This is a genomic window from Marinibaculum pumilum (assembly GCF_042646425.1).
In the GTDB taxonomy this organism is placed as follows: domain Bacteria; phylum Pseudomonadota; class Alphaproteobacteria; order Ferrovibrionales; family Ferrovibrionaceae; genus Marinibaculum; species Marinibaculum pumilum.
Window position 1 is genome coordinate 200,430 of the sequence record NZ_JBHRTR010000034.1, and the last position, 17,844, is coordinate 218,273.

The 17,844-nt window shown below is 71.0% G+C and carries 16 protein-coding genes; 12 read left to right on the forward strand and 4 right to left on the reverse strand.

What is annotated here, in order from left to right; genetic code table 11:
• Positions 1 to 31: 31 nt before the first annotated feature.
• From ACFOGJ_RS20805 to ACFOGJ_RS20815, 3 genes are all read left to right on the forward strand, one after another.
• Complete coding sequence (locus ACFOGJ_RS20805; RefSeq protein ID WP_379904152.1) at positions 32 to 316, forward strand: GIY-YIG nuclease family protein; 285 nt, start codon at positions 32 to 34, stop codon at positions 314 to 316.
• 126 nt (positions 317 to 442) lie between these two features.
• The gene (locus tag ACFOGJ_RS20810) at positions 443 to 1,849 is read left to right on the forward strand and encodes an MFS transporter (protein ID WP_379904154.1); all 1,407 of its coding nucleotides are present in this window, start codon (positions 443 to 445) and stop codon (positions 1,847 to 1,849) included.
• On the forward strand, positions 1,846 to 2,436 hold the full coding sequence (locus ACFOGJ_RS20815; protein ID WP_379904156.1) for an NADPH-dependent FMN reductase: 591 nt from the start codon (positions 1,846 to 1,848) through the stop codon (positions 2,434 to 2,436). The genes ACFOGJ_RS20810 and ACFOGJ_RS20815 overlap by 4 nt, the downstream gene beginning before the upstream one ends.
• A gap of 18 nt (positions 2,437 to 2,454) precedes the next feature.
• Here ACFOGJ_RS20815 and ACFOGJ_RS20820 read toward each other — a convergent pair whose 3' ends face one another.
• The 4 genes from ACFOGJ_RS20820 to ACFOGJ_RS20835 form a co-directional block, all read right to left on the reverse strand.
• A complete protein-coding gene (locus ACFOGJ_RS20820) occupies positions 2,455 to 3,246 on the reverse strand; it encodes an SDR family NAD(P)-dependent oxidoreductase (protein ID WP_379904158.1) in 792 nt (263 codons plus the stop codon).
• A 28-nt stretch (positions 3,247 to 3,274) separates the two neighbouring features.
• A complete protein-coding gene (locus ACFOGJ_RS20825; protein ID WP_379904160.1) occupies positions 3,275 to 4,423 on the reverse strand; it encodes an aromatic ring-hydroxylating oxygenase subunit alpha in 1,149 nt (382 codons plus the stop codon).
• An 88-nt stretch (positions 4,424 to 4,511) separates the two neighbouring features.
• Positions 4,512 to 5,495, reverse strand: coding sequence for an NADPH:quinone oxidoreductase family protein (locus ACFOGJ_RS20830; protein WP_379904162.1), 984 nt, complete (start codon positions 5,493 to 5,495; stop codon positions 4,512 to 4,514).
• 192 nt (positions 5,496 to 5,687) lie between these two features.
• Complete coding sequence (locus ACFOGJ_RS20835) at positions 5,688 to 7,430, reverse strand: class I adenylate-forming enzyme family protein (protein ID WP_379904164.1); 1,743 nt, start codon at positions 7,428 to 7,430, stop codon at positions 5,688 to 5,690.
• Positions 7,431 to 7,621: 191 nt separating this feature from the next.
• Here ACFOGJ_RS20835 and ACFOGJ_RS20840 point away from each other — a divergent pair, with 191 nt between their 5' ends.
• The 9 genes from ACFOGJ_RS20840 to ACFOGJ_RS20880 form a co-directional block, all read left to right on the forward strand.
• Complete coding sequence (locus ACFOGJ_RS20840; RefSeq protein ID WP_379904166.1) at positions 7,622 to 8,746, forward strand: LLM class flavin-dependent oxidoreductase; 1,125 nt, start codon at positions 7,622 to 7,624, stop codon at positions 8,744 to 8,746.
• Positions 8,747 to 9,157: an ester cyclase gene (locus ACFOGJ_RS20845; RefSeq protein WP_379904168.1), complete on the forward strand. Its 411-nt coding sequence runs from the start codon at positions 8,747 to 8,749 to the stop codon at positions 9,155 to 9,157.
• Positions 9,158 to 9,167: 10 nt separating this feature from the next.
• On the forward strand, positions 9,168 to 10,253 hold the full coding sequence (locus tag ACFOGJ_RS20850) for a phosphotransferase family protein (RefSeq protein WP_379904170.1): 1,086 nt from the start codon (positions 9,168 to 9,170) through the stop codon (positions 10,251 to 10,253).
• Complete coding sequence (locus tag ACFOGJ_RS20855; protein ID WP_379904172.1) at positions 10,234 to 11,001, forward strand: SDR family NAD(P)-dependent oxidoreductase; 768 nt, start codon at positions 10,234 to 10,236, stop codon at positions 10,999 to 11,001. The genes ACFOGJ_RS20850 and ACFOGJ_RS20855 overlap by 20 nt, the downstream gene beginning before the upstream one ends.
• On the forward strand, positions 10,991 to 11,638 hold the full coding sequence (locus ACFOGJ_RS20860; RefSeq protein ID WP_379904174.1) for a TetR family transcriptional regulator: 648 nt from the start codon (positions 10,991 to 10,993) through the stop codon (positions 11,636 to 11,638). The genes ACFOGJ_RS20855 and ACFOGJ_RS20860 overlap by 11 nt, the downstream gene beginning before the upstream one ends.
• A 126-nt stretch (positions 11,639 to 11,764) precedes the next feature.
• The gene (locus tag ACFOGJ_RS20865) at positions 11,765 to 13,183 is read left to right on the forward strand and encodes a hypothetical protein (RefSeq protein ID WP_379904176.1); all 1,419 of its coding nucleotides are present in this window, start codon (positions 11,765 to 11,767) and stop codon (positions 13,181 to 13,183) included.
• Between the two features lie 95 nt (positions 13,184 to 13,278).
• Entirely contained in the window at positions 13,279 to 14,745 is a 1,467-nt protein-coding gene (locus tag ACFOGJ_RS20870) for an MFS transporter (protein ID WP_379904178.1), read from the forward strand.
• Between the two features lie 170 nt (positions 14,746 to 14,915).
• Positions 14,916 to 16,403: a hypothetical protein gene (locus ACFOGJ_RS20875; RefSeq protein WP_379904180.1), complete on the forward strand. Its 1,488-nt coding sequence runs from the start codon at positions 14,916 to 14,918 to the stop codon at positions 16,401 to 16,403.
• 36 nt (positions 16,404 to 16,439) lie between these two features.
• On the forward strand, positions 16,440 to 17,844 hold a 1,405-nt coding region (locus tag ACFOGJ_RS20880), incomplete at its 3' end, for an MFS transporter (RefSeq protein ID WP_379904181.1).

Below are 17,844 nucleotides of genomic sequence, written 5' to 3' on the forward strand. Positions count from 1 at the left end.
CCGCCCGAAGCCTTGGCGAAGGGGGGCTGCCGTGGCAACACTGTTCGTCAGGGTCACCTTGGACGGGCAGCGGATGCACTATGTCTATCTACTCCGAAGCGTGAGCCATCCGGATCAAAGCTATGTCGGCCAAACAGCCGACCTTAAGCGGCGCATGGATTCCCACAACGCAGGGCGGTCGCCGCATACGGCGAAGTACCGTCCATGGCGGCTCGTTACCTATCTGGCCTTTGACACGCAAGAAAAGGCCCTGGCATTTGAACGCTATCTGAAGTCGGGCTCCGGCCAGACCTTCGCGCGCCGCCGCCTGTGGTAGCGCCGCGGCCGTTCATGGTCCGGCCGGGATATCCCCGGCTACTCTGCTGCCCGCGATCCACCGCACGACATGGGATCCTGTTGCCGGGGAGGTCGGTGTGATGAAGTCAGGGACGGGGCGGGTGGTGTGAGCGACCCGGTGGGACAGGCCCGCTGGGCCCTCGCCGCGATGAGCCTGGTGCTGGGTCTCGTGGTCCTGGACGAGACGGTAGTCGGCGTCGCCCTGCCGCGGATCCAGGCGGAGCTGGGCTTCACCCCGACCGCCGCGCACTGGGTCGTCAATGCCTACCTGTTGACCTTTACCTGCTTCGTCGCCCTGGCGGGACGGGTGGCGGACCTGGTCGGCCGCGGCCCGTCCTTCCTGGCCGGGCTGGCCCTGTTCGCCGGCGGCTCGCTGGCGGCGGCGCTCGCGGCGGACGGCACCATGCTGATCGCCGCGCGGGCGCTGCAGGGCTGCGGCGCGGCGATCCTGTTCCCGGCCGGCTTCGCCGTCCTGACCGCGATCTTCCCGCCGGACCGGCGCGGCGCCGCGCTGGGCCTGCAGACCACCGTCGGCGGGCTGTTCATGGCCTCCGGCCCGCTGCTGGGCGGGGCGCTGGCGGAGCATCTGTCCTGGCGCTGGATCTTCTGGCTGAACCTGCCGCTGCTGGCGGCGATCCTGGCGGCCTTCCTGGTCGCCTGGCCGCTGGTCGCAGCGACCGGTCCGAAGCCTGCCGGCGGCGGAGGGCAGGGGGCCGGCCCGCGAATCGACTGGCCGGGCCTGGCCTTGCTGCTGGCGGGCCTCACCGCACTGACCCTCGGCTTGATGGAAAGCGGATCCTGGGGCTGGGGCTCCCTGCCCGTATTGCTGCTTCTCGCTGCCGGCGCGGCAAGCCTGGCGGCCTTCCTCTGGCTCGAGGTGCGCCGCCGGCAGCCGCTGCTGCATGTCGACCTGCTGCGGATCCCGACCTTCGCCGGCGGCGTGATCGTCTTCTTCATGTTCCAGTTCGACAAGATCACCGTCTTCATCTTCGTGCCGCTCTACCTGCAGCAGGTGCTGGGCCTGTCGCCGGTCGATGCCGGCCTGCCGATCCTGGCCGCGGTGCTGCCCAGCCTGGTCACCTCGCTGCTGGCCGGCCGCGCCGCCGACCGGCTGGGATCGCGCCTGCCGGCGACGATCGGTCTGGCCGCGAACGGCGTCGCGCTGCTGCTGGTCGGCCTGGCCACCGCGCTGGACAGCCTGCCGCTGATCGTTGCCGCGCTGCTGCTCTGGGGCGCCGTGCTGCCGGTGATCGCGGTGCCAAGCCGGCGGGCGCTGATGAGCGCGGTGCCGCCGGACCATCAGGGGCAGGCCAGCGGGGTCAACCTGACGGTGCAGATGATGGGCGGCACCCTGGGCCTGGCGCTCTGTACCTCGATCCTGGCGGCGACCGGCAGCTTCCCGCCGGTCTTCCTGCTGACCGGCCTGCTGGTGCTGGCCTGCCTGGGCGCGGTCTGGGGCATGATGGAACGGCCCGGCAGGCGGGCATCCGACGCAACGGAGCGGCGACAATGAGCGACAGCATCCTGGTCTTCTACGGCTCCTACCGCCGCGACCGGATGGGGATCCGGCTGGCGGACTTCATCGTGAAGGGGATGGCGGCCCGCGGCGCGGCGGCGGAACTGGTCGACGCGAAGGCCGTCGACCTGCCGATGCTCGACCGTATGTACAAGGAATACGCGGCCGGCGAGGCGCCGGCGGCGATGGAGCGGCTGGCCGCGAAGATCCGCGGCGCCGATGCCTTCGTCTTCGTCACCGGCGAATACAACTGGGGCCCGCAGCCGGGCCTGAAGAACCTGACCGACCACTACCTGGAGGAATGGTTCTGGCGGCCTGCCGCCATCGCCAGCTATTCCGCCGGCCGCCTGTCCGGCGTGCGGTCTGCCACCGTCTGGCACGGCATCCTGTCGGAAATGGGCTTGGCGGTGATCTCCTCGACCCTTGCCGTCGGCCCGATCGCGAAGACTCTGGACAAAGAGGGCGCGCCGACCGGGGATGCCGGGGCGGCCCTGGAGCGGGCGTTCGAGCGGTTCGCCGACGACCTGGCCTGGTGGACCGAGGCCGCAAAGGCGCAGCGCGAACGGCAGGCCCCGCCGTACTGACCCGGCCGGCCGCAGCGCCTAGCGCATGGCGAAACCGCCGGAGACGGTGATCAGCTGCCCGGTGACCTGACGGGCGGCGCGGTCGGAGGCGAGGAACAGCACCGCATTGGCGATATCCTCCGCCTTTGTCAGCCGGCGCAGCGGGGTCTTGCGGGCGACATAGTCGACCTGCGCGTCGTTCATGATCGCCGCCCGGTCCTGCCACAGGGAGTTGGCGCCCATCGTGTCCGGCTCCTCGGGCAATGTCAGGCCCGGTGCCACCAGGTTGGCGCGGACGCCGTGGCGGCCATATTCCTGCGCGATCGTCCGGATGAAGGCGACGACGCCGGCCTTGGCGGCGGCATAGACACCCTGCCGCGGTTCGCCGAAGGCGGCGGTGGAGGCGGTGGCGATGATCGCGCCATGGCCCTGATCGACCATTTCCGGCAGCACCGCGCGCACGGCCGACATGCAGGCTGTCAGGTTCACGTGCAGCAGCTGGTCCCAGTCTTCCGGCGGCGTGTCCAGGAAGAAGGCCGGGCGGTTCCAACCGACATTGGCCACCAGGACGTCGATCCCGCCCAGCCGCTCCAGCGCGGTGGCGCAGGCGGTCGCGGCGGCCGCATGGTCGGCAAGGTCGGCGGGAATGACCGCGGCCATGGCAGCGCCACGGTCCATCGCCTCGGCCGCCGTGCGTTCGGCCTGCGCCGCGTCCCTGTCGAGGATGGCGAGACCGGCGCCCTCGGCCGCCAGGGCCAGCACGATCGCCCGCCCGATATGCGAGGCGCCGCCGGTCACCGCGACCCGCGCGCCCGTCAGTCCGAGGTCCATGTCCGGTCCGATCCCGGCTCTGCTGCCGTCAGTCCTCGGCCAGCAGCCGGTCGATGCACTGGTGCAGGTCGATCAGGCCCGTTTCCATGGCGCCATAGACCACCTCCGGCACCAGGCCGGAGGCGAGATTGGCATGGATCCGCTCCATGGTCGGGAAATCCTCCGTCCCGGTCACGTTGAGCAGGATGTCCAGGCTGCGGCTCCATCGGTTGCGGGCCTTCTCCGTCTCCGGCGGGGTGGGGGCGTAGAGGCTGGTATGCACCCGGGTGCGGTCGACCGACAGCGGTTCCACCCGCCACATCTGGACATGGTCCAGCTGATGCACCAGCAGCGCGTTGGGCAGGATGAAATACTGGATCGTGGCATGCGGCAGCAGGGTCCAGTCCGCTTCCGCCGGCTTGTCGAACTCCGCATAGACGGTCTTGCGCAGGCCGATGGTGCGCGGGTTCAGCCCGAACCGGTCGTTGATCATGTGCCGGAAGACGAAGTCCGGGGCGATCGTGTCCTTGTGCAGCCAGGGGATGTGATAGGCCTCGGTAAAGGTGTCGAGGATCAGTTTCCAGTTGCAGTTCCAGACATGGCTGCGGGTCTCGAAATGGCTGTAGCCGCCCAGGCCGTAGTCCGACAGCTCCGTCTGCGCGCCCTGCAGGGCGTCGTCGACGTCGATCGCGTCCTCGCCGACCAGGCGGGCGAAGACCATGCCGTAGGCCTCCGCCACCGCCACCCGGTGCAGGCTGCAGTCGCGCATCGGCACGTCGTCGAAGGCGGTGCCGGTGCCCGGCCGGGCAATCAGCGCGCCGTCCTGGTCGTAGGTCCAGGCGTGATAGCCGCACTGGATCGTCTGCATGCCGGCGCCCCGTCCGGCCAGCAGCGGCGCGGCGCGGTGCCGGCAGGCATTGACGAAGCCGCGCAAGGCCCCGTCCCGGGCGCGCAGCACGACGATCGGCACGCCGCCCGGCTCGGCGGTGACATAGTCGCCCGGCGCGGCCAGGTCGCCGCTCAGGCAGACCAGCACCGGCCGACGGCGGAACAGCCGCTCGCGCTCGCGCTCGTAGCGGGCCGGGTCGGTATAGGCGGCGGCCGGGTTGCGCATGCTGGCCGGCGCCACCGGCCCAGGCTGGCGCCGGTCGAAGCCCTGCAGCCGTTTCAGCAGTTCCACCTGTCGCTCGTGGCGCATCGCCGACCTCCCTCTGTCTCGCTCTGCGGGGGCGGGCGCCCCGGTTATTGTTTGTGGACGCTCGCCGCCCGCCGCCTGCCACTTGGGGCTACGGCACCAGCACCAGGCGCCCCGCCACCTTTCGGTCCTCCAGCGCGGCGAGCGCGTCGGGGATCTCCGCCAGGCCGAGGGTCCGGTTGAGCGCCGGGCGGATCGCGCCTTCGGCATAGAGCCGCAGCAGATCCTTGTGCGCGTCGGCAATGACCTCGGGCATGTGCCGGGAGTATTGCGACCAGTGCACGCCGATCACCGAATAGTTCTTCACCAGGATGTGGTTCGCCGGAAAGCTGGGGATCTCGCCGTCGGCGAAGCCGATCACCAGGTAGCGGCCCTCCCAGGCCATGCGCCGGCGGACGATGTCCGCGGCGGCACCGCCGACGGGGTCGAAGGCGACGTCGACGCCATGACCGTCCGTGATCTCGGCCAGACGTGCGGCAAGATCCTCGTTGCGATGGTCGATCACCACGTCCGCGCCCATCTGGCGGCAGAATGCGATCTTTTCCGGCGACCCGGCGGTGGCGATCACCTTCGCCCCGGCCGCGCGCCCCAGCTGGATCGCCGCGGAGCCGACGCCGCCGGCGCCGCCCAGCACCAGCAGCCAGTCGCCGGCGGCGAGCCGCCCGGAATGATGCAGGCCGACATGGGCCGTCTGGTAGGTGGTGTAGAGCAGGGTGACCTGCGGGAAGGGGATCTCCGGCGGAAAGACCAGAGCGGAATTGGCCCGGATCAGCGCCAGTTCCGCATAGCCGCCGGCCGGCAGCGCCGACATGCCCGCGGCATGGTCGCCGATCGCCAGCGTGACGCCGGGGCCGACCGCCTCGACCACGCCGGCTGTCTCCAGCCCGGGGGTGAAGGGCAGGGGCGGCCGGTCCTGGTAGATCCCCTGGCAGAGCAGGATGTCGGCGAAATTGACCGTGCCGGCGCGGACCCGCACCAGCGCCTCGCCCGGGCCCGGTTCGGGTGACGGCAGGCCGTCTTCCAGCGCGAGTGCCGTCGAGGGATGGCCCTTCTCCCGCACCAGCCAGCCCTTCATCGCCGGGCCTCCGCGCTTCCGGTCACGGCAGCCGGGTCTTTTATCAACATGTCCTTCACGACACAGTCCTTCAGCATGCAATGTTCCAAGAACCCGATGCCTCCCAGGCCGGTCTCCTCCTGCTTCCGCTTCTTCTGGGGGCCGGTCATTCCGCATCGCCGGCCCTCCCGGTTTCCCGAGCTTCGGCGCCCGCTACGCCGCGTCGCGGCCGAGCCGCGCCTGCGCCTGGCGGATCAGCTCGAACTTCTGCACCTTGCCGGTGGGCGTCTTCGGCAATTCCTCGGCGGTCGTGAACAGCACGTGGCGGGGCCATTTGAACTTCGCCAGCCGCGCCTGGCTCCATTCGATCAGGTCCGCCTCGCTGACCGGCCTCTTGCCCGACGGCACGATCCAGGCGGCGCCGATCTCGCCCCAGCGGTCGTCCGGCAGGCCGATCACATAGGCCTGGGCGACCCCTTCGTGGGCGAGCAGCACCTCCTCCACCTCCTTCGGCGCCACCAGCTCGCCGCCGGTCTTGTAGAGCTCCTTCGACCGGCCGGTGACCTGCACGAAGCCGTCGGCGCGCACCCGGCCCAGATCGCCGGAGCGCAGCCAGCCGTCGGCCAGGAACAGTTCCGCGGTGCGCTCCGGCAGCGCGAAATAGCCGCTGGTGGCCAGCGGGCTGCGGCAGATCAGCTCGCCCTCCTCGCCGTCGGGCAGCAGCGCGCCGGTAAAGGGGTCGCAGGTTCGGTACTCTGCGACCAGGCCGCCCAGTTCGGCGATGCCGGCGACGCCGCCATCGACCACCCGGCCGACGACCTGCTCCATGAAGTCGAGCGGGCCGTCCGGATCCGTCAGGCAGGTGGCGGCGGACAGCTCCGTCATGCCGTAGCCGGTGATCAGCTCGGTCAGGCCCAGCCCCTCGGCCATGCGCCGCCAGACCCAGGCCGGTGTCGCGGCGGCGCCGGACAGGCAGGCATAGAGGGAGGAGAGGTCGTAGCGCCCGACCTCCGGATGCTCGATCACCGCCATCGCCATGGTCGGCACGAACATCGCGTCATGCACCCGGTGGCGCTCGACCGCCTTCAGGGTCTCCAGCGGGTCGAAGGCGAGTTGCGGCACGACGGCGCCGCCGACCCAGATCACCGACAGGACGCCCATCACCAGGCCGAAGGCGTGGTAGAGCGGCAGCGCGAAGATCACCCGCCTGCCATCCTCGAAGCCGCGGTGCAGGGCGGAGGCGTAGCTGCAGCGCAGCAGGTTGTCGTGGCTTTGCAGCACGCCTTTCGGCAGGCCGGTGGTGCCGGAGGTGTACATCACCACAGCCGGATCGTCGGGCCCGGCGGGATTCTCCGCCAGCGGCGCCGCATCCGCCCGGCCCTCCGCCAGCAGCTCGTCCACCGTCGCGACCCCGGCCCGGTCGCCGCCGAAGCGGATCACCGCGTCCAGGCCGGGGAAGCGGGCATGGGCATCGCGTTCCCAGCCGGGCGCCAGTTCGTCCAGCATGGCCAGGTAGTCCAGGCCCCGGAACGCGGCCATGGTGATCAGCACCTTGCAGTGCGACTGTTCCAGGACATAGCCGAGTTCTTTGGCCCGGAAGGCGTAGTTCACCGGGATCAGCGCCGCGCCGAGGCGCCAGACCGCCAGTGCCAGCGGCACGAAGGCGGGATAGTTCGCCATCACCAGCGCGACCCGGTCGCCCTGGCCGACACCCCGCGCGCGCAGGCCCTTCGCATAGGCCTCCGCCTGTGCCTGCACCTCCGCATAGCTCAGGGTCGCGTCGTCGCCGATGACGTAGGCGCGGTCCGGGAACGCCGCCGCCGTGCGGGCGATGCTGCGGTCCAGGGTCTCCTGCTGCCAGCGCGGGTGCCGCGCGGCGAGCAGCTTTCGTCGTTCCGCCAGGCTCGGTCGTGGTGCGGCTGCGACGGTGTCTGCACTTCCTTCGGACTGGGACATGGAGCGCCTCCCTCGGCTTCGCCGTTTTGCCGGCGTTTGCATTTTTATAATCTTCGTTCGATTTTAGTGTCAATGCGACGCAGGAATGGTCTGGAAGTATCGCTTGCTGCGTTGCCGGTCGCTTTGAAATCTAATAGTCTGTAGAAAATAAAGCGGGCGCATGGCAGGCCCGCCTCGGGGAGGGACAAGGCATGCATGTCGGCCTGGGACTCACATTCCAGAACCTGATCGCGGGGCGCAGCGACACCGACGTCTATCGCGAGGAACTGCAGCTCGCCGCCGAGGCGGAACCGCTGGGCTACGATTCCATCTGGACGCCGGAGCATCACTTCACCGACTACATGATGACGCCGAACGTCACCCAGTTCCTGTCCTGGGTGGCCGGCCGGACGAGCCGCATCCGGCTGGGCAGTATGGTCACCGTGCTGCCCTGGCACGACCCGATGCGGGTGGCGGAGAATTTCGCGCTGCTGGACCAGCTGTCGGAAGGCCGGGCGATCCTGGGCATCGGCCGCGGCCTGGGCCGGCTGGAGTTCGACGGCTTCCGCGCCGAGATGGGCGAGAGCCGGCGCCGCTTCACCGAATATACCGAGGCGATCGTGGCGGGGCTGGAAAGCGGCGTCATGGAATATGACGGCGCCTTCTACAAGCAGCCGCGGATGCCGATCCGGCCCGCGCCCTATGCCAGCTTCCGCGGCCGGACCTACGCCTCCGCAATCTCGCCGGACTCCGTCACCCTGATGGCGCGGCTGGGGATCGGCCTGATGGTGATCGCGCAGAAGCCCTGGGACACGGTCAAGGCGGACCTGGACGGCTATCGCGACACTTATCGCGAGGTGAACGGGGAGGAGGCGCCGAAGCCGATCCTGGCGATGTTCGTCGCCTGCCACGAAGACGCAGCCGAGGCGCAGCGGATGCGCGAGACCTACCTGCAGGCCTATGCCCGCTCCACCGTGGTGAACTACGAGTTCGACAATGCGAAGTTCGCCGAGATCGAGGGCTACGAGTATTACGGCGGGCTGTCGCGCAACATCGCCAAGCACGGGCTGGAGAAGTTCAACGGCTTCCTGGCGGACCTGCAGGTCTGGGGCACGCCGGAAGAGGTGACGGCACGCCTGATCGACCGGGCTTCGTTCCTGGATGTCGGCGGGCTGCTGCTGCTGCCGGTCTATGGCGGCATGCCGGCGGCTGTGGCACGGGCCAATTTCGACCTGGTGGCGCGGAAGGTCCTGCCGGCGCTGAAGGCACATGATGTCGGTGGCGATCTGGGGGTGCGCTATGCCGCGCCTGCCGGTCCGATGCGGCGGACCGCCTGAATGGCGGTGTCGGCAGAAGAGGGCGGGGCCGGGCGCTCGCCGAGCGAGGTCGTCCGCACCTACCTGGACATCCTCTACAATCAGCGGCGCCTGGATCTGATCCCGGAACTGATCGCCGATCCGACCTGGCGGCACGCGCCCGGGGAGGTGAAATGCCTGACCCTGGCGGAAACGATCGAACGGCTGGAGGGATTGCTCGCGCTGTGCCCCGTCCTGCGCTTCGAATCCTCGGTCACGGTGGCCGAGGGCGACAAGGTGGCGGTGGCCTGGAACGGCTGGAGCACGCAGACCAGCGGCAAATCCTACCAGCTGAGCGGCATCGAGATCTTCCGCGTCCGCGACGGCAGGATCGTCGAGATCTGGAATTCGCGGGAGGCGCGCGGCCTCTGGCAGGAGCCGAAGATCGCCTGATGGGCCGGCCATGACCGACCTGCTGAGCAAGCCCGATCTGCTGGGTGGCAAAGGCGCGACGGCACGCCTGGCCTGCTGGCTGCGGCAGGAGGCAGGCGTCGCGGTCGCCGATCCGGCCGCGATCGCGGTCGAGGTGCCGGCCGGCGGCTGGTCGAACGAGACGGCCATCCTGCGGGTCGGCGAACGACGGCCGGTGCTCCGGACGGTACCTTCGCGCCTGTCGATGTTCCCGACCTACGACCTGGGCCGCGAGGTCGCCGTGCTGGCGGCGCTGGGCCGCTGCGACAGGCCGCCGGTGCCGCGCCTGCTGGGCCACGATCCGGAGGGACGGGTCCTGGGCCGGCCGTTCTTCGCCATGGATTTCGTCGCCGGGCAGGTGCCCTCCGACAGCAAGCCGGGCTATGCGGAAGCCGGCTGGCTGGCCGAGGCACCGTTGGCGGCGCAGGGACGCTTCTGGGCGGATTTCGTCGACTGCCTCGCCGCGGTACATCGTTGCGACTGGCGCGGTGAGGGCCTGTCGGTGCTGGCGCCGCCGGCCGGGAGATCGTCGCTGGACGCGCAGCTGGACTGGCTGGAAGGGCTGTATGCCTGGAGCGCCGCGCCGCAGCCGGAGATCGACGCCGGCCTGGCGGCGGTCCGCGCAGCCCGCCCGAGGGCGCCGGGGCCGGACCGGCTGCTGTGGGGCGATGCGCGGCCGGCCAATGTCCTGGTCGCCGACTTTCACGTCGCGGCCCTGCTGGACTGGGAGATGGCCGCGATCGGCCCGGCGGAAATGGATGTCGCCTGGCTGCTGGAGATGCACCGGCTGCGGACCGCGGGCGCCGGCATCGTTGCGCCGGCAGGCTTTCCCGACGAGGAAGGGATCGTGTCGCTGTATGAGACCGCGAGCGGCCGGCGGCTGCAGGACCTGACCTGGTACCGCCTGTTCGCGGCGGTGAAGGTCGCGGTCCTGATGTACCGCCACCTTGTGGTGGCGATCGACCGCGACATGCTGACACCCGGGCACAGGCTGCTGCGCGAGAACGTGGCGACCCGGCGGATCGCCGCGCTGCTGGCGGCGCAGGACAGGAGGCAGAATGAAGCCATTCCCCGATAGCGGCACGGCATTCGTCAGCGGTGGCAGCGGCGGCATCGGCGCCGCCATCGCCGCCCGGCTTGCGGCGGAAGGCAGCCGGGTGGTGATCAGCTACAACCGCAACCGCGACGCGGCCGAACGGACCCTGGCGGCGGTGCGCGCCGCCGGCGGGGACGGTGAGGCGGTGCAGCTGGACCTGCGCGATGCGGATGCCGTAAGGGCGGCGGTGGACGGCGCGGCGTCCCGTCACGACGGCCTGCACACCGTCGTCAGCGCGCACGGGCCCTTCATCACCATGCGGCATATCAGCCGGCTGGAACCCGCCCTGTTCGCCGAGACGATGCAGGCCGACACCTTCGCCGCCTACAACCTGATCCATGCGGCGATCCCGCATCTGCGGGCCAGCCGCGGCGCGCTGGTGGCGATGGCCACCCCGGCGATCCGGCGCTATGCGGTGAAGGACATCCTCTCAGCCGCCCCGAAGGCGGCGGTGGAGGCGGTTGTGAAGGGGGTCGCCGCGGAGGAGGGCCGGAACGGCGTGCGCGCGAACTGCGTCGGGGTCGGCGTCCTGAGCGACGGCATGTACCATGCGCTGGTGGCGGACGGCGCCTTCGACGATCGCTTCCTGGAGGCATCGCGGAACAATATCGCGCTGCGCCGCCTGGGCAGCGCGGCAGAAGTGGCGGAGGCCGCGGTGTTCCTGGCCTCGGCCCGGGCGGCCTATGTGACGGGACAGACCCTGATGGTGGATGGCGGCTATGCGCTCTGACGAGCTGGCAGGGGCGGCCGGAGCGGCGGCCGAGCGTCCGCCCGGCGACAGCAAGTCGGAGCGGACCCGGCGGCGGATCCTCGATGCCGCCGCCCTGGTGCTGCGGCGCAAGGGCTATGCCGGCACCCGCCTGTCCGACATCGCCAAGGTCGCCGGCATGCAGGCGGGCAGCCTGTATTACCATTTCAGTTCCCGCGAGGCGCTGGTGGCGGAGGTGATGGGCACCGGCGTTGCCGTGGTGCAGGCGCAGATGCAGGCCGCCCTGGCGGCCCTGCCGCCGGAGGCCAGCCATCGCAACAGGCTGGCGGCCGCGATCGAGATCCACCTGATCGCGGTGCTGGAGCAGAGCGACTATGCCTCCGCCACCATCAAGCTGCTGGGCCAGGTGCCGAAGGATATCCAGAAACAGCAGCTCGCCAACGAACGCGCCTATGGCAAGCTGTGGCGGCAACTGCTGCGCGACGCCCGCGAGGCAGGCGAGATCCGCGGCGACCTGAACCTCTCCGCCATGCGGATGATGATCGTCGGCGCGCTGAACTGGGCCGTGGAATGGTACCACCCCGAGGACGGCCCGGCGGAACAGATCGCCCGCGACTTCGTGGAGATGGTGCTGCACGGGCTGGTGCCGCGCCGCTGACCCGATCGGGTGTCCGCCCGGATTGCGCCACACTGGCGCCACCCATCGACATCCATCCTCGCCTCCTGCGCCACCGACAGTCCCGACATCGGCTCTGTTGCAATGCCTCACATGGAGTTGACGGCGATGATCATGCACCAGGGACAGCCCGACGATTTCCGGGCCATCTTCAAAGAGACCGAGGCTGCGGCCGAACGCGCCCTGGCGCGGCCGGCGACCTTTGCCCGCTATCGCGAGGCGCTCCTGCGCCAGGTGCGCAGCGAAAGCGACCTGCTGGCCGCCAGCGACGTCCAGCCCCTGCCGCTGGCGGTTCCCGACCTGCACCGGCAGCGCCTGGCCGGTCTGACGCGCCCGCTGTTCGATGCCATCGACGGCGTTGTGCAGGCCTATGTCGATGGCGATCCCGAGCTGGACGGCTTCTTTGCGCGCTACAATGCGCTGCGCCCGATGATGATCCGCCAGCGCGCCACCTGGCAGGGTTTCGGCCGCTACGACTTCATGGTCGACCGGCGGGGCCGGCCGCAGTTCATCGAGACCAATGCGGCGATGGCCAGCGGCTATCTGTCGATGCAGTGCCTGCGGCAGGACTTCCTGGCCACTGCGCCGGACTTCCTTCAGGTGCCGGGCATGCACGACGACGGCGGCCCGCGCGGCCGCGCCTTCGGCCAGGCGATCCGGGAGATGGTGCGCGACTTCACCGCCGCCGACGGCGTGGTTGCGATCCTGCTCGACGAGAATAACAAGGTCCGCGAGGTCGGCCTGATTGTCGCCGCGCTGCGGACCGCCGGCCTGCAGGTGGTGGTCGGCGAGGCCGCCGACATGGTGTTCGAGGGCGGCGCCTACCGCCTGACCCCGGGCGGACCGCCGATCGTCGCCACCTTCAACAAGCTGCGGCTGTTCGGCGCCCGGGACCATTGGGCGCCCGGCGCCGAGGACCGCTATGCGACCTTCCTTCAGGGGGTGCGGGACAACGCTTTCCTGATGATCAACAACTTCGCCTGCATGACCGTCGCGGAGGACAAGGGCATCTTCGCTGCCCTGCGCCTGCCCGGCGTGCAGCGCCGGCTGACTGCCGCGCAGCGGCGGGTGGTGGCCGGCCATACCCCCGATTCCTACCTGCTGGCGCCGGAGGTGCGGACGGTCGACGGCGCCCGCCTGGTCGCGGATATCAAGGCGGCCCGCGGCGAGTGGGTGCTGAAGCCGCGCAACGACTATCAGGGCTCCGGCGTCCATAGCGGCCGCGACGCCTCCGCCGCCGACTGGGCGGCGCTTGTCGACGACCTGCTGGCAGGCGGGGTCCCCTATCTGGCGCAGCGGCGGGTGGATGCCTACATGGCGCCCCTGGCGGTGGCCGAGGGCGATGCCGTGATCCCGGGCGAAATGCGGCTGCTGGGCGGCATATACTTCGCCAACCGGCATTTCCCGGCCCTGCTGGCACGGGTTTCGCCCAGTGAGGTGGCGAATGTCAACTCCGGCAAGGCCTATGTCCTGCCGCAGGTGCTGCAGCGGATGCCGGCCGTTCTGCCCGAGGCGGTCGCTGCCTGAGCGGCAGCGGGAGAAAGCACCGTATGCGGAGGCGGGACGCCGTCGCCGGAAGGTGGCGGCGCCCGGCCGCGCGGCCTTCAGAGGGAGAGCGCGCCATGTCCGATGCTGCCGCCTCCGGTTCTGCCGCCGCGGGTCGGACGGCCGTTGCCGCCGACTGGTGGCTGGTCCTGGCGATGACCGCCGCCTCGGCCATGGCGCTGTTCGACGTCACCGCCTTCGGCGTGGCGCTGCCCAGCCTTCGCGAAGGGCTGGGACTTTCGGCAGGCACCGCCTCTTGGGTCGTGAATGCCTATATCGTCGCTGTCACCGCGCTGACCGCGCTGGGCGGCCGGCTGGCCGACCGGCTGAACGGCCTGACGGTGTTCCAGTGCGGCGCGGCGCTGTTCGCCATCGCCTCGCTCGCCTGCGGCCTGGCGCCGACGGCGCCGGAGATCGCCGGGCCCTGGCTGATCGCCTTTCGTGCGCTGCAGGGCGCTGGCGGTGCGCTGATGCTGCCGGCGGCGCTGGCTGCGGTGGTCGCCGCCGTCCCGGCGGACCGCCGCGGCCGTGCGGTGTCGCTCTATATCGGGGCCGGGCAGGTGCTGTTCATCCTCGGGCCGATCGCTGGCGGCCTGCTGACCCAGGAACTGTCCTGGCGCGCGATATTCCTGGTCGCCGTGCCGCTGTCGGCAGCGGCGATCGCGATGACCCGTCTGCGCGGCAGGCGGATTGCCGGCGCCGCCGCCCGCCCGGCCGAGGGTCCGCTGCTGCGCTGGACCGCATTGCCGCTGATCGCCGGCCTCGCCCTGATTGCGCTGGCGCTGGAGCGCGGCGGCGACTGGGGCTGGCTGTCCTGGCAGAGCCTCGCCGCGTTCGGCTTCGGCACCACCGCGCTGGCAGTGGCGGTCCGGCAGGAATGGCGGGCACCGGACCCGATGGTGCAGCTGCACCTGCTGCGACAGCGCCACTTCTCGCTGCACCTCGCGACCCTTTGCCTGCTGCAGACGGTCACCATCGGGGTGCTGACATTCGCGCCGATCTACTTCCAGAAGATGCTCGGCCTGTCGCCATCGGACGCCGGGTTGGTGATGCTCGCCTTCGTCGCGGGCTGGGCCGGCATGGTGCCCATGGCGGGCTGGCTGCACGACCGTCTCGGGCCCGCACGGCCCAAGCTGGCCGGGGCCGTCCTGGCCCTGGCCGGCATGGCCTGGTGGTGGTGGAGCCTGCCGCATCTCGGCCCGGCCGCGCAGCTGCCGGCGATGGCGCTGGCGGGGGTCGGGGTCGGTTTGTCGATCCTGCCGTCCAACACGGCGGCGATCGGCGCCGCGCCACCGCAGGGTCGTGCCGCGGCGGTCGGCCTGATCCAGACGGTGCGGCAGAGCGGCGGCATGATCGCCGTCGCCCTGCTGGGCGGGCTGTTCCTCGACACCGCGGGCGGTGCAGGGTCATCCGCCGCCGCACTCGATGCTGCGCAGCTGGGCTTCGCTGTCCTGTTGACGGCGACCGCTGTGAACCTGCCGGTGGCGCTGCTGGGCCTGCGCGGCGCACCGCCGGAACGGGGGCCCGCGGCGCCGCAGCGATAGCCCGGCGCTCCGATCGCAGGGAGGCCTGCACCTGCCGCGCTTGTGCCGCATTCGCGCGCGCCTTCGACACCGGCCGGGTCCCTGCGCGGCGCTATCCCTGCCGACATAACTGCTTTGGCAATGTCCGGTGCGGTGTGCCGCCCGGCCCTCATTCACTGGAGATTTCGGGCATGGAGATCGCGGCGAGGGAGATGCCGTCCGCCACGGTGCGACCGGGCGACATGCGCATCCTGCTGGCGGAGACCGAGGCGGCGGCGGACCGCGCGCTGCGCCGGCCGGCAGACTATCTGAGGTATCGCGACGCGCTCAGCCATGCAGCGGCCGCGTTCAGCCGCCCGTTGGCCGGCTGTGACGTCCAGCCGCTGCCGATGGCGGTGCCGGACCTCCAGCGCGAGCGGTTGGCCGGGCTGGCCCGCCAGGTCTTCGCCGCGATCGAAACCGTCGTCCAGCTGTTCGTCGATGGCGAACCGGAGGTTGCCGCCCTGTTCGCACGGTATGACGGCCTGCGCCCGCTGATGATCCGGCAGGGGCGCTACTGGCAGGGCATCGGCCGCTACGACTTTACCATCGACAGGAAGGGGGATCCGCAGTTCCTCTCCGCCAGGGCGGCACGGGCGCCCAATTACTGCGCGGTGCGCGAGCTGCGCCGGTGGTTCATGGCGACAGCGCCGGATTTCCTTCAGGCAGCGGGCATTCACGAGGATTGCAGCCATGAAAGCCATGGCCTGGGATCCAGTATTGCCGACCTGATCCGCCGGTCCCGTCCGGGTGACGGCAGCGTGGCGGTGCTGCTGGACCGGACCCAGGACAGGTGCGAGGTGGCGCAGGCGATTGCCGCGCTGGAGCGCGAAGGACTGACGGCCGCGATCGGAAGGGCCGAGGACCTGGTCTTCGACGACGGCTATCGGATGGCGCGGGGCGGGCCGCGGGTCGCCGCCGTGCTGGACCTTCAGCCGATGCTGGGCCCTGGCGGAGGCTGGCCCCCCGGCGCGGAGGTGAGGTTCGCCAGCTACCTGCGGGGTGTGCGCGACAATGCCTTTCTGATGGTCAACACCTTCGCCGCCATGACGGTGGCGGAGGATGAAGCGGTCTTCGCCGCCCTGACCCGGCCCGCGGTCCGGGCGCGCCTGACGCAGGCCCAGCGACGGGTGGTCCAGCGGCACCTGCCCGACAGCTATTTGCTGGGCCGCGGCACCCGGACCTTGGAAGGCGTTCCGCTGGCGCGGGAGCTGAAGGCGAACCGCGGCGACTGGGAGATCCGCCGCTGCCGCCCCACGGCCGGGGCCGGCTCTCTGGCAGGGCGCGACACCGCCGCTGAGGACTGGTCGGCACTGGTCGACGGTCTGCTGGACGGCGATGTGCCCCATCTGGCGCAGCGCCGGGTGGAGCCGCATCTGGCCCGTCTCGCCACCGGCGGGCCGGACGGCCTGAGCGTCCGCAGGATGCAGTTCATCGGCGGCGTCTACTTCAACGACCGCCACCTGCCTGCGCTGCTGGCGCGGGTGGTGCCGGCGGCGACCGCACGATCGGCGGCGGGTGGGGCCAGCATCCTGCCGCAGATGCTGAAGCGCGACGGGTCCCAGGCCCTGCTCCGGCAGCCGAAGCTCCCGCCGGAGCCTCTCGGGCGAAAGCAGGCGGCGCGCGCGACGGCCTGCTAGGCCGGCATCGGAACCGCACCGCAAAGGGAGAAGGGCATGCCGGACGGAGCACGTGCCGCCGCCGGGCGGCAGTCGGCCGACTGGTGGCTGGTGATCGCGCTGACCGCGGCGTCGGCGCTGGTGCTGTTCGACGTGACCGCCTTCGGCGTCGCACTGCCCAGCCTGCGGGCGGAGCTGGGCCTGGGCCCGGCCGTCGCGGGCTGGGCGGTCAACGCCTATATCGTGGCGGTCACCGCCCTGACCGCACTGGGCGGGCGGCTGGCGGACCGTCTGGACCGGGTGCGGGTGTTCCAGGCCGGTGCCGCCGTCTTCGCGCTCGCCTCGCTCGCCTGCGGCCTGACCCCGGACCTGCCGGGCCTGGCTGCGCCCTGGCTGATCGCCTTCCGCGCCCTCCAGGGCGCAGGCGGTGCCGTCATGCTGCCGGCCGCGATGGCGGCGGTTGTGGCGGCAGTCCCGGCGGATATGCGCGGCCGCGCGATCTCCGTCTTTATCGGCGCCGGACAGGTTTTCTTCATCCTGGGCCCCGTGCTGGGCGGGCTGATGACCGAGCAGCTGTCGTGGCGGATGATCTTCCTGGTGGCCTTGCCCTTGGCCGCGGCCGCGATTGCGATGACCCGGGCGCGGGCCGCGTCGCGGTCCGTCCGCACGGAGGGCGGGGGCGGGCCGCTGCTGCGCTGGACCGCGATCCCGCTGATCCTGGGCCTGGCGCTGCTGGTGCTGGGGCTGGAGCGCGGCGCGGACTGGGGCTGGCTGTCGCCGGCCACCCTGGGCACGGTGGCGCTGGGCTTGGCGTCCCTGGCGGTGATGGTCTGGCGCGAATGGGGGGTCGCGGATCCGCTGGTCCAGCTGCACCTGCTGCGGCGGCGCGACTTCGCGATGCAGATGCCCACCCTGTGGCTGCTGCAGACCGTCACTATCGGCATCCTGACCTTCGCACCGATCTATTTCGAACGGCTGATGGGCCTGTCGCCCGGAACGACCGGCTTCGTGATGCTGGCCTTCGTCGGCGGCTGGGCGGGCATGGTGCCGGTGGCGGGCTGGCTCTACGACCGGATCGGCCCGGCCTGGCCGAAGCTGGCGGGCGCCGTCCTGGCGCTGGCCGGGCTGGCCTGGTGGGGCTGGAGCCTGCCGGGGATGGACCTGGCGGTGCAGCTGCCGGCGATGCTGCTGTCGGGGATCGGGGTCGGCCTGTCGCTGCTGCCGGCGGGCACCGCGGCGATCAGCGCCGCGCCGGCTGACGGCCATGCCGCCACCGTCGGGCTGATCCAGACGGTGCGGCAGAGCGGCGGCATCTTTGCGGTCGCCCTGCTGGGCGGGCTGTTCCTGGCGCATGGCGCCGACAGCGGCACGGCGGTGGCTGCGGCGCAGACCGGCTTCGCGATCATGATCGCGGCGGCGGCGCTGAACCTTCCGGTGGCGCTGGCCGGGCTGCGCGGCCGCC

Coding starts and splice junctions, on each gene's coding strand:
- ACFOGJ_RS20815 (WP_379904156.1), top strand. CDS start 1,846: ATGAGCGACAGCATCCTGGTCTTCTACGGCTCCTACCGCCGCGACCGG.
- ACFOGJ_RS20820 (WP_379904158.1), bottom strand. CDS start 3,246: ATGGACCTCGGACTGACGGGCGCGCGGGTCGCGGTGACCGGCGGCGCC.
- ACFOGJ_RS20825 (WP_379904160.1), bottom strand. CDS start 4,423: ATGCGCCACGAGCGACAGGTGGAACTGCTGAAACGGCTGCAGGGCTTC.
- ACFOGJ_RS20830 (WP_379904162.1), bottom strand. CDS start 5,495: ATGAAGGGCTGGCTGGTGCGGGAGAAGGGCCATCCCTCGACGGCACTC.
- ACFOGJ_RS20835 (WP_379904164.1), bottom strand. CDS start 7,430: ATGTCCCAGTCCGAAGGAAGTGCAGACACCGTCGCAGCCGCACCACGA.
- ACFOGJ_RS20840 (WP_379904166.1), top strand. CDS start 7,622: ATGCATGTCGGCCTGGGACTCACATTCCAGAACCTGATCGCGGGGCGC.
- ACFOGJ_RS20845 (WP_379904168.1), top strand. CDS start 8,747: ATGGCGGTGTCGGCAGAAGAGGGCGGGGCCGGGCGCTCGCCGAGCGAG.
- ACFOGJ_RS20850 (WP_379904170.1), top strand. CDS start 9,168: ATGACCGACCTGCTGAGCAAGCCCGATCTGCTGGGTGGCAAAGGCGCG.
- ACFOGJ_RS20855 (WP_379904172.1), top strand. CDS start 10,234: ATGAAGCCATTCCCCGATAGCGGCACGGCATTCGTCAGCGGTGGCAGC.
- ACFOGJ_RS20860 (WP_379904174.1), top strand. CDS start 10,991: ATGCGCTCTGACGAGCTGGCAGGGGCGGCCGGAGCGGCGGCCGAGCGT.
- ACFOGJ_RS20865 (WP_379904176.1), top strand. CDS start 11,765: ATGATCATGCACCAGGGACAGCCCGACGATTTCCGGGCCATCTTCAAA.
- ACFOGJ_RS20870 (WP_379904178.1), top strand. CDS start 13,279: ATGTCCGATGCTGCCGCCTCCGGTTCTGCCGCCGCGGGTCGGACGGCC.
- ACFOGJ_RS20875 (WP_379904180.1), top strand. CDS start 14,916: ATGGAGATCGCGGCGAGGGAGATGCCGTCCGCCACGGTGCGACCGGGC.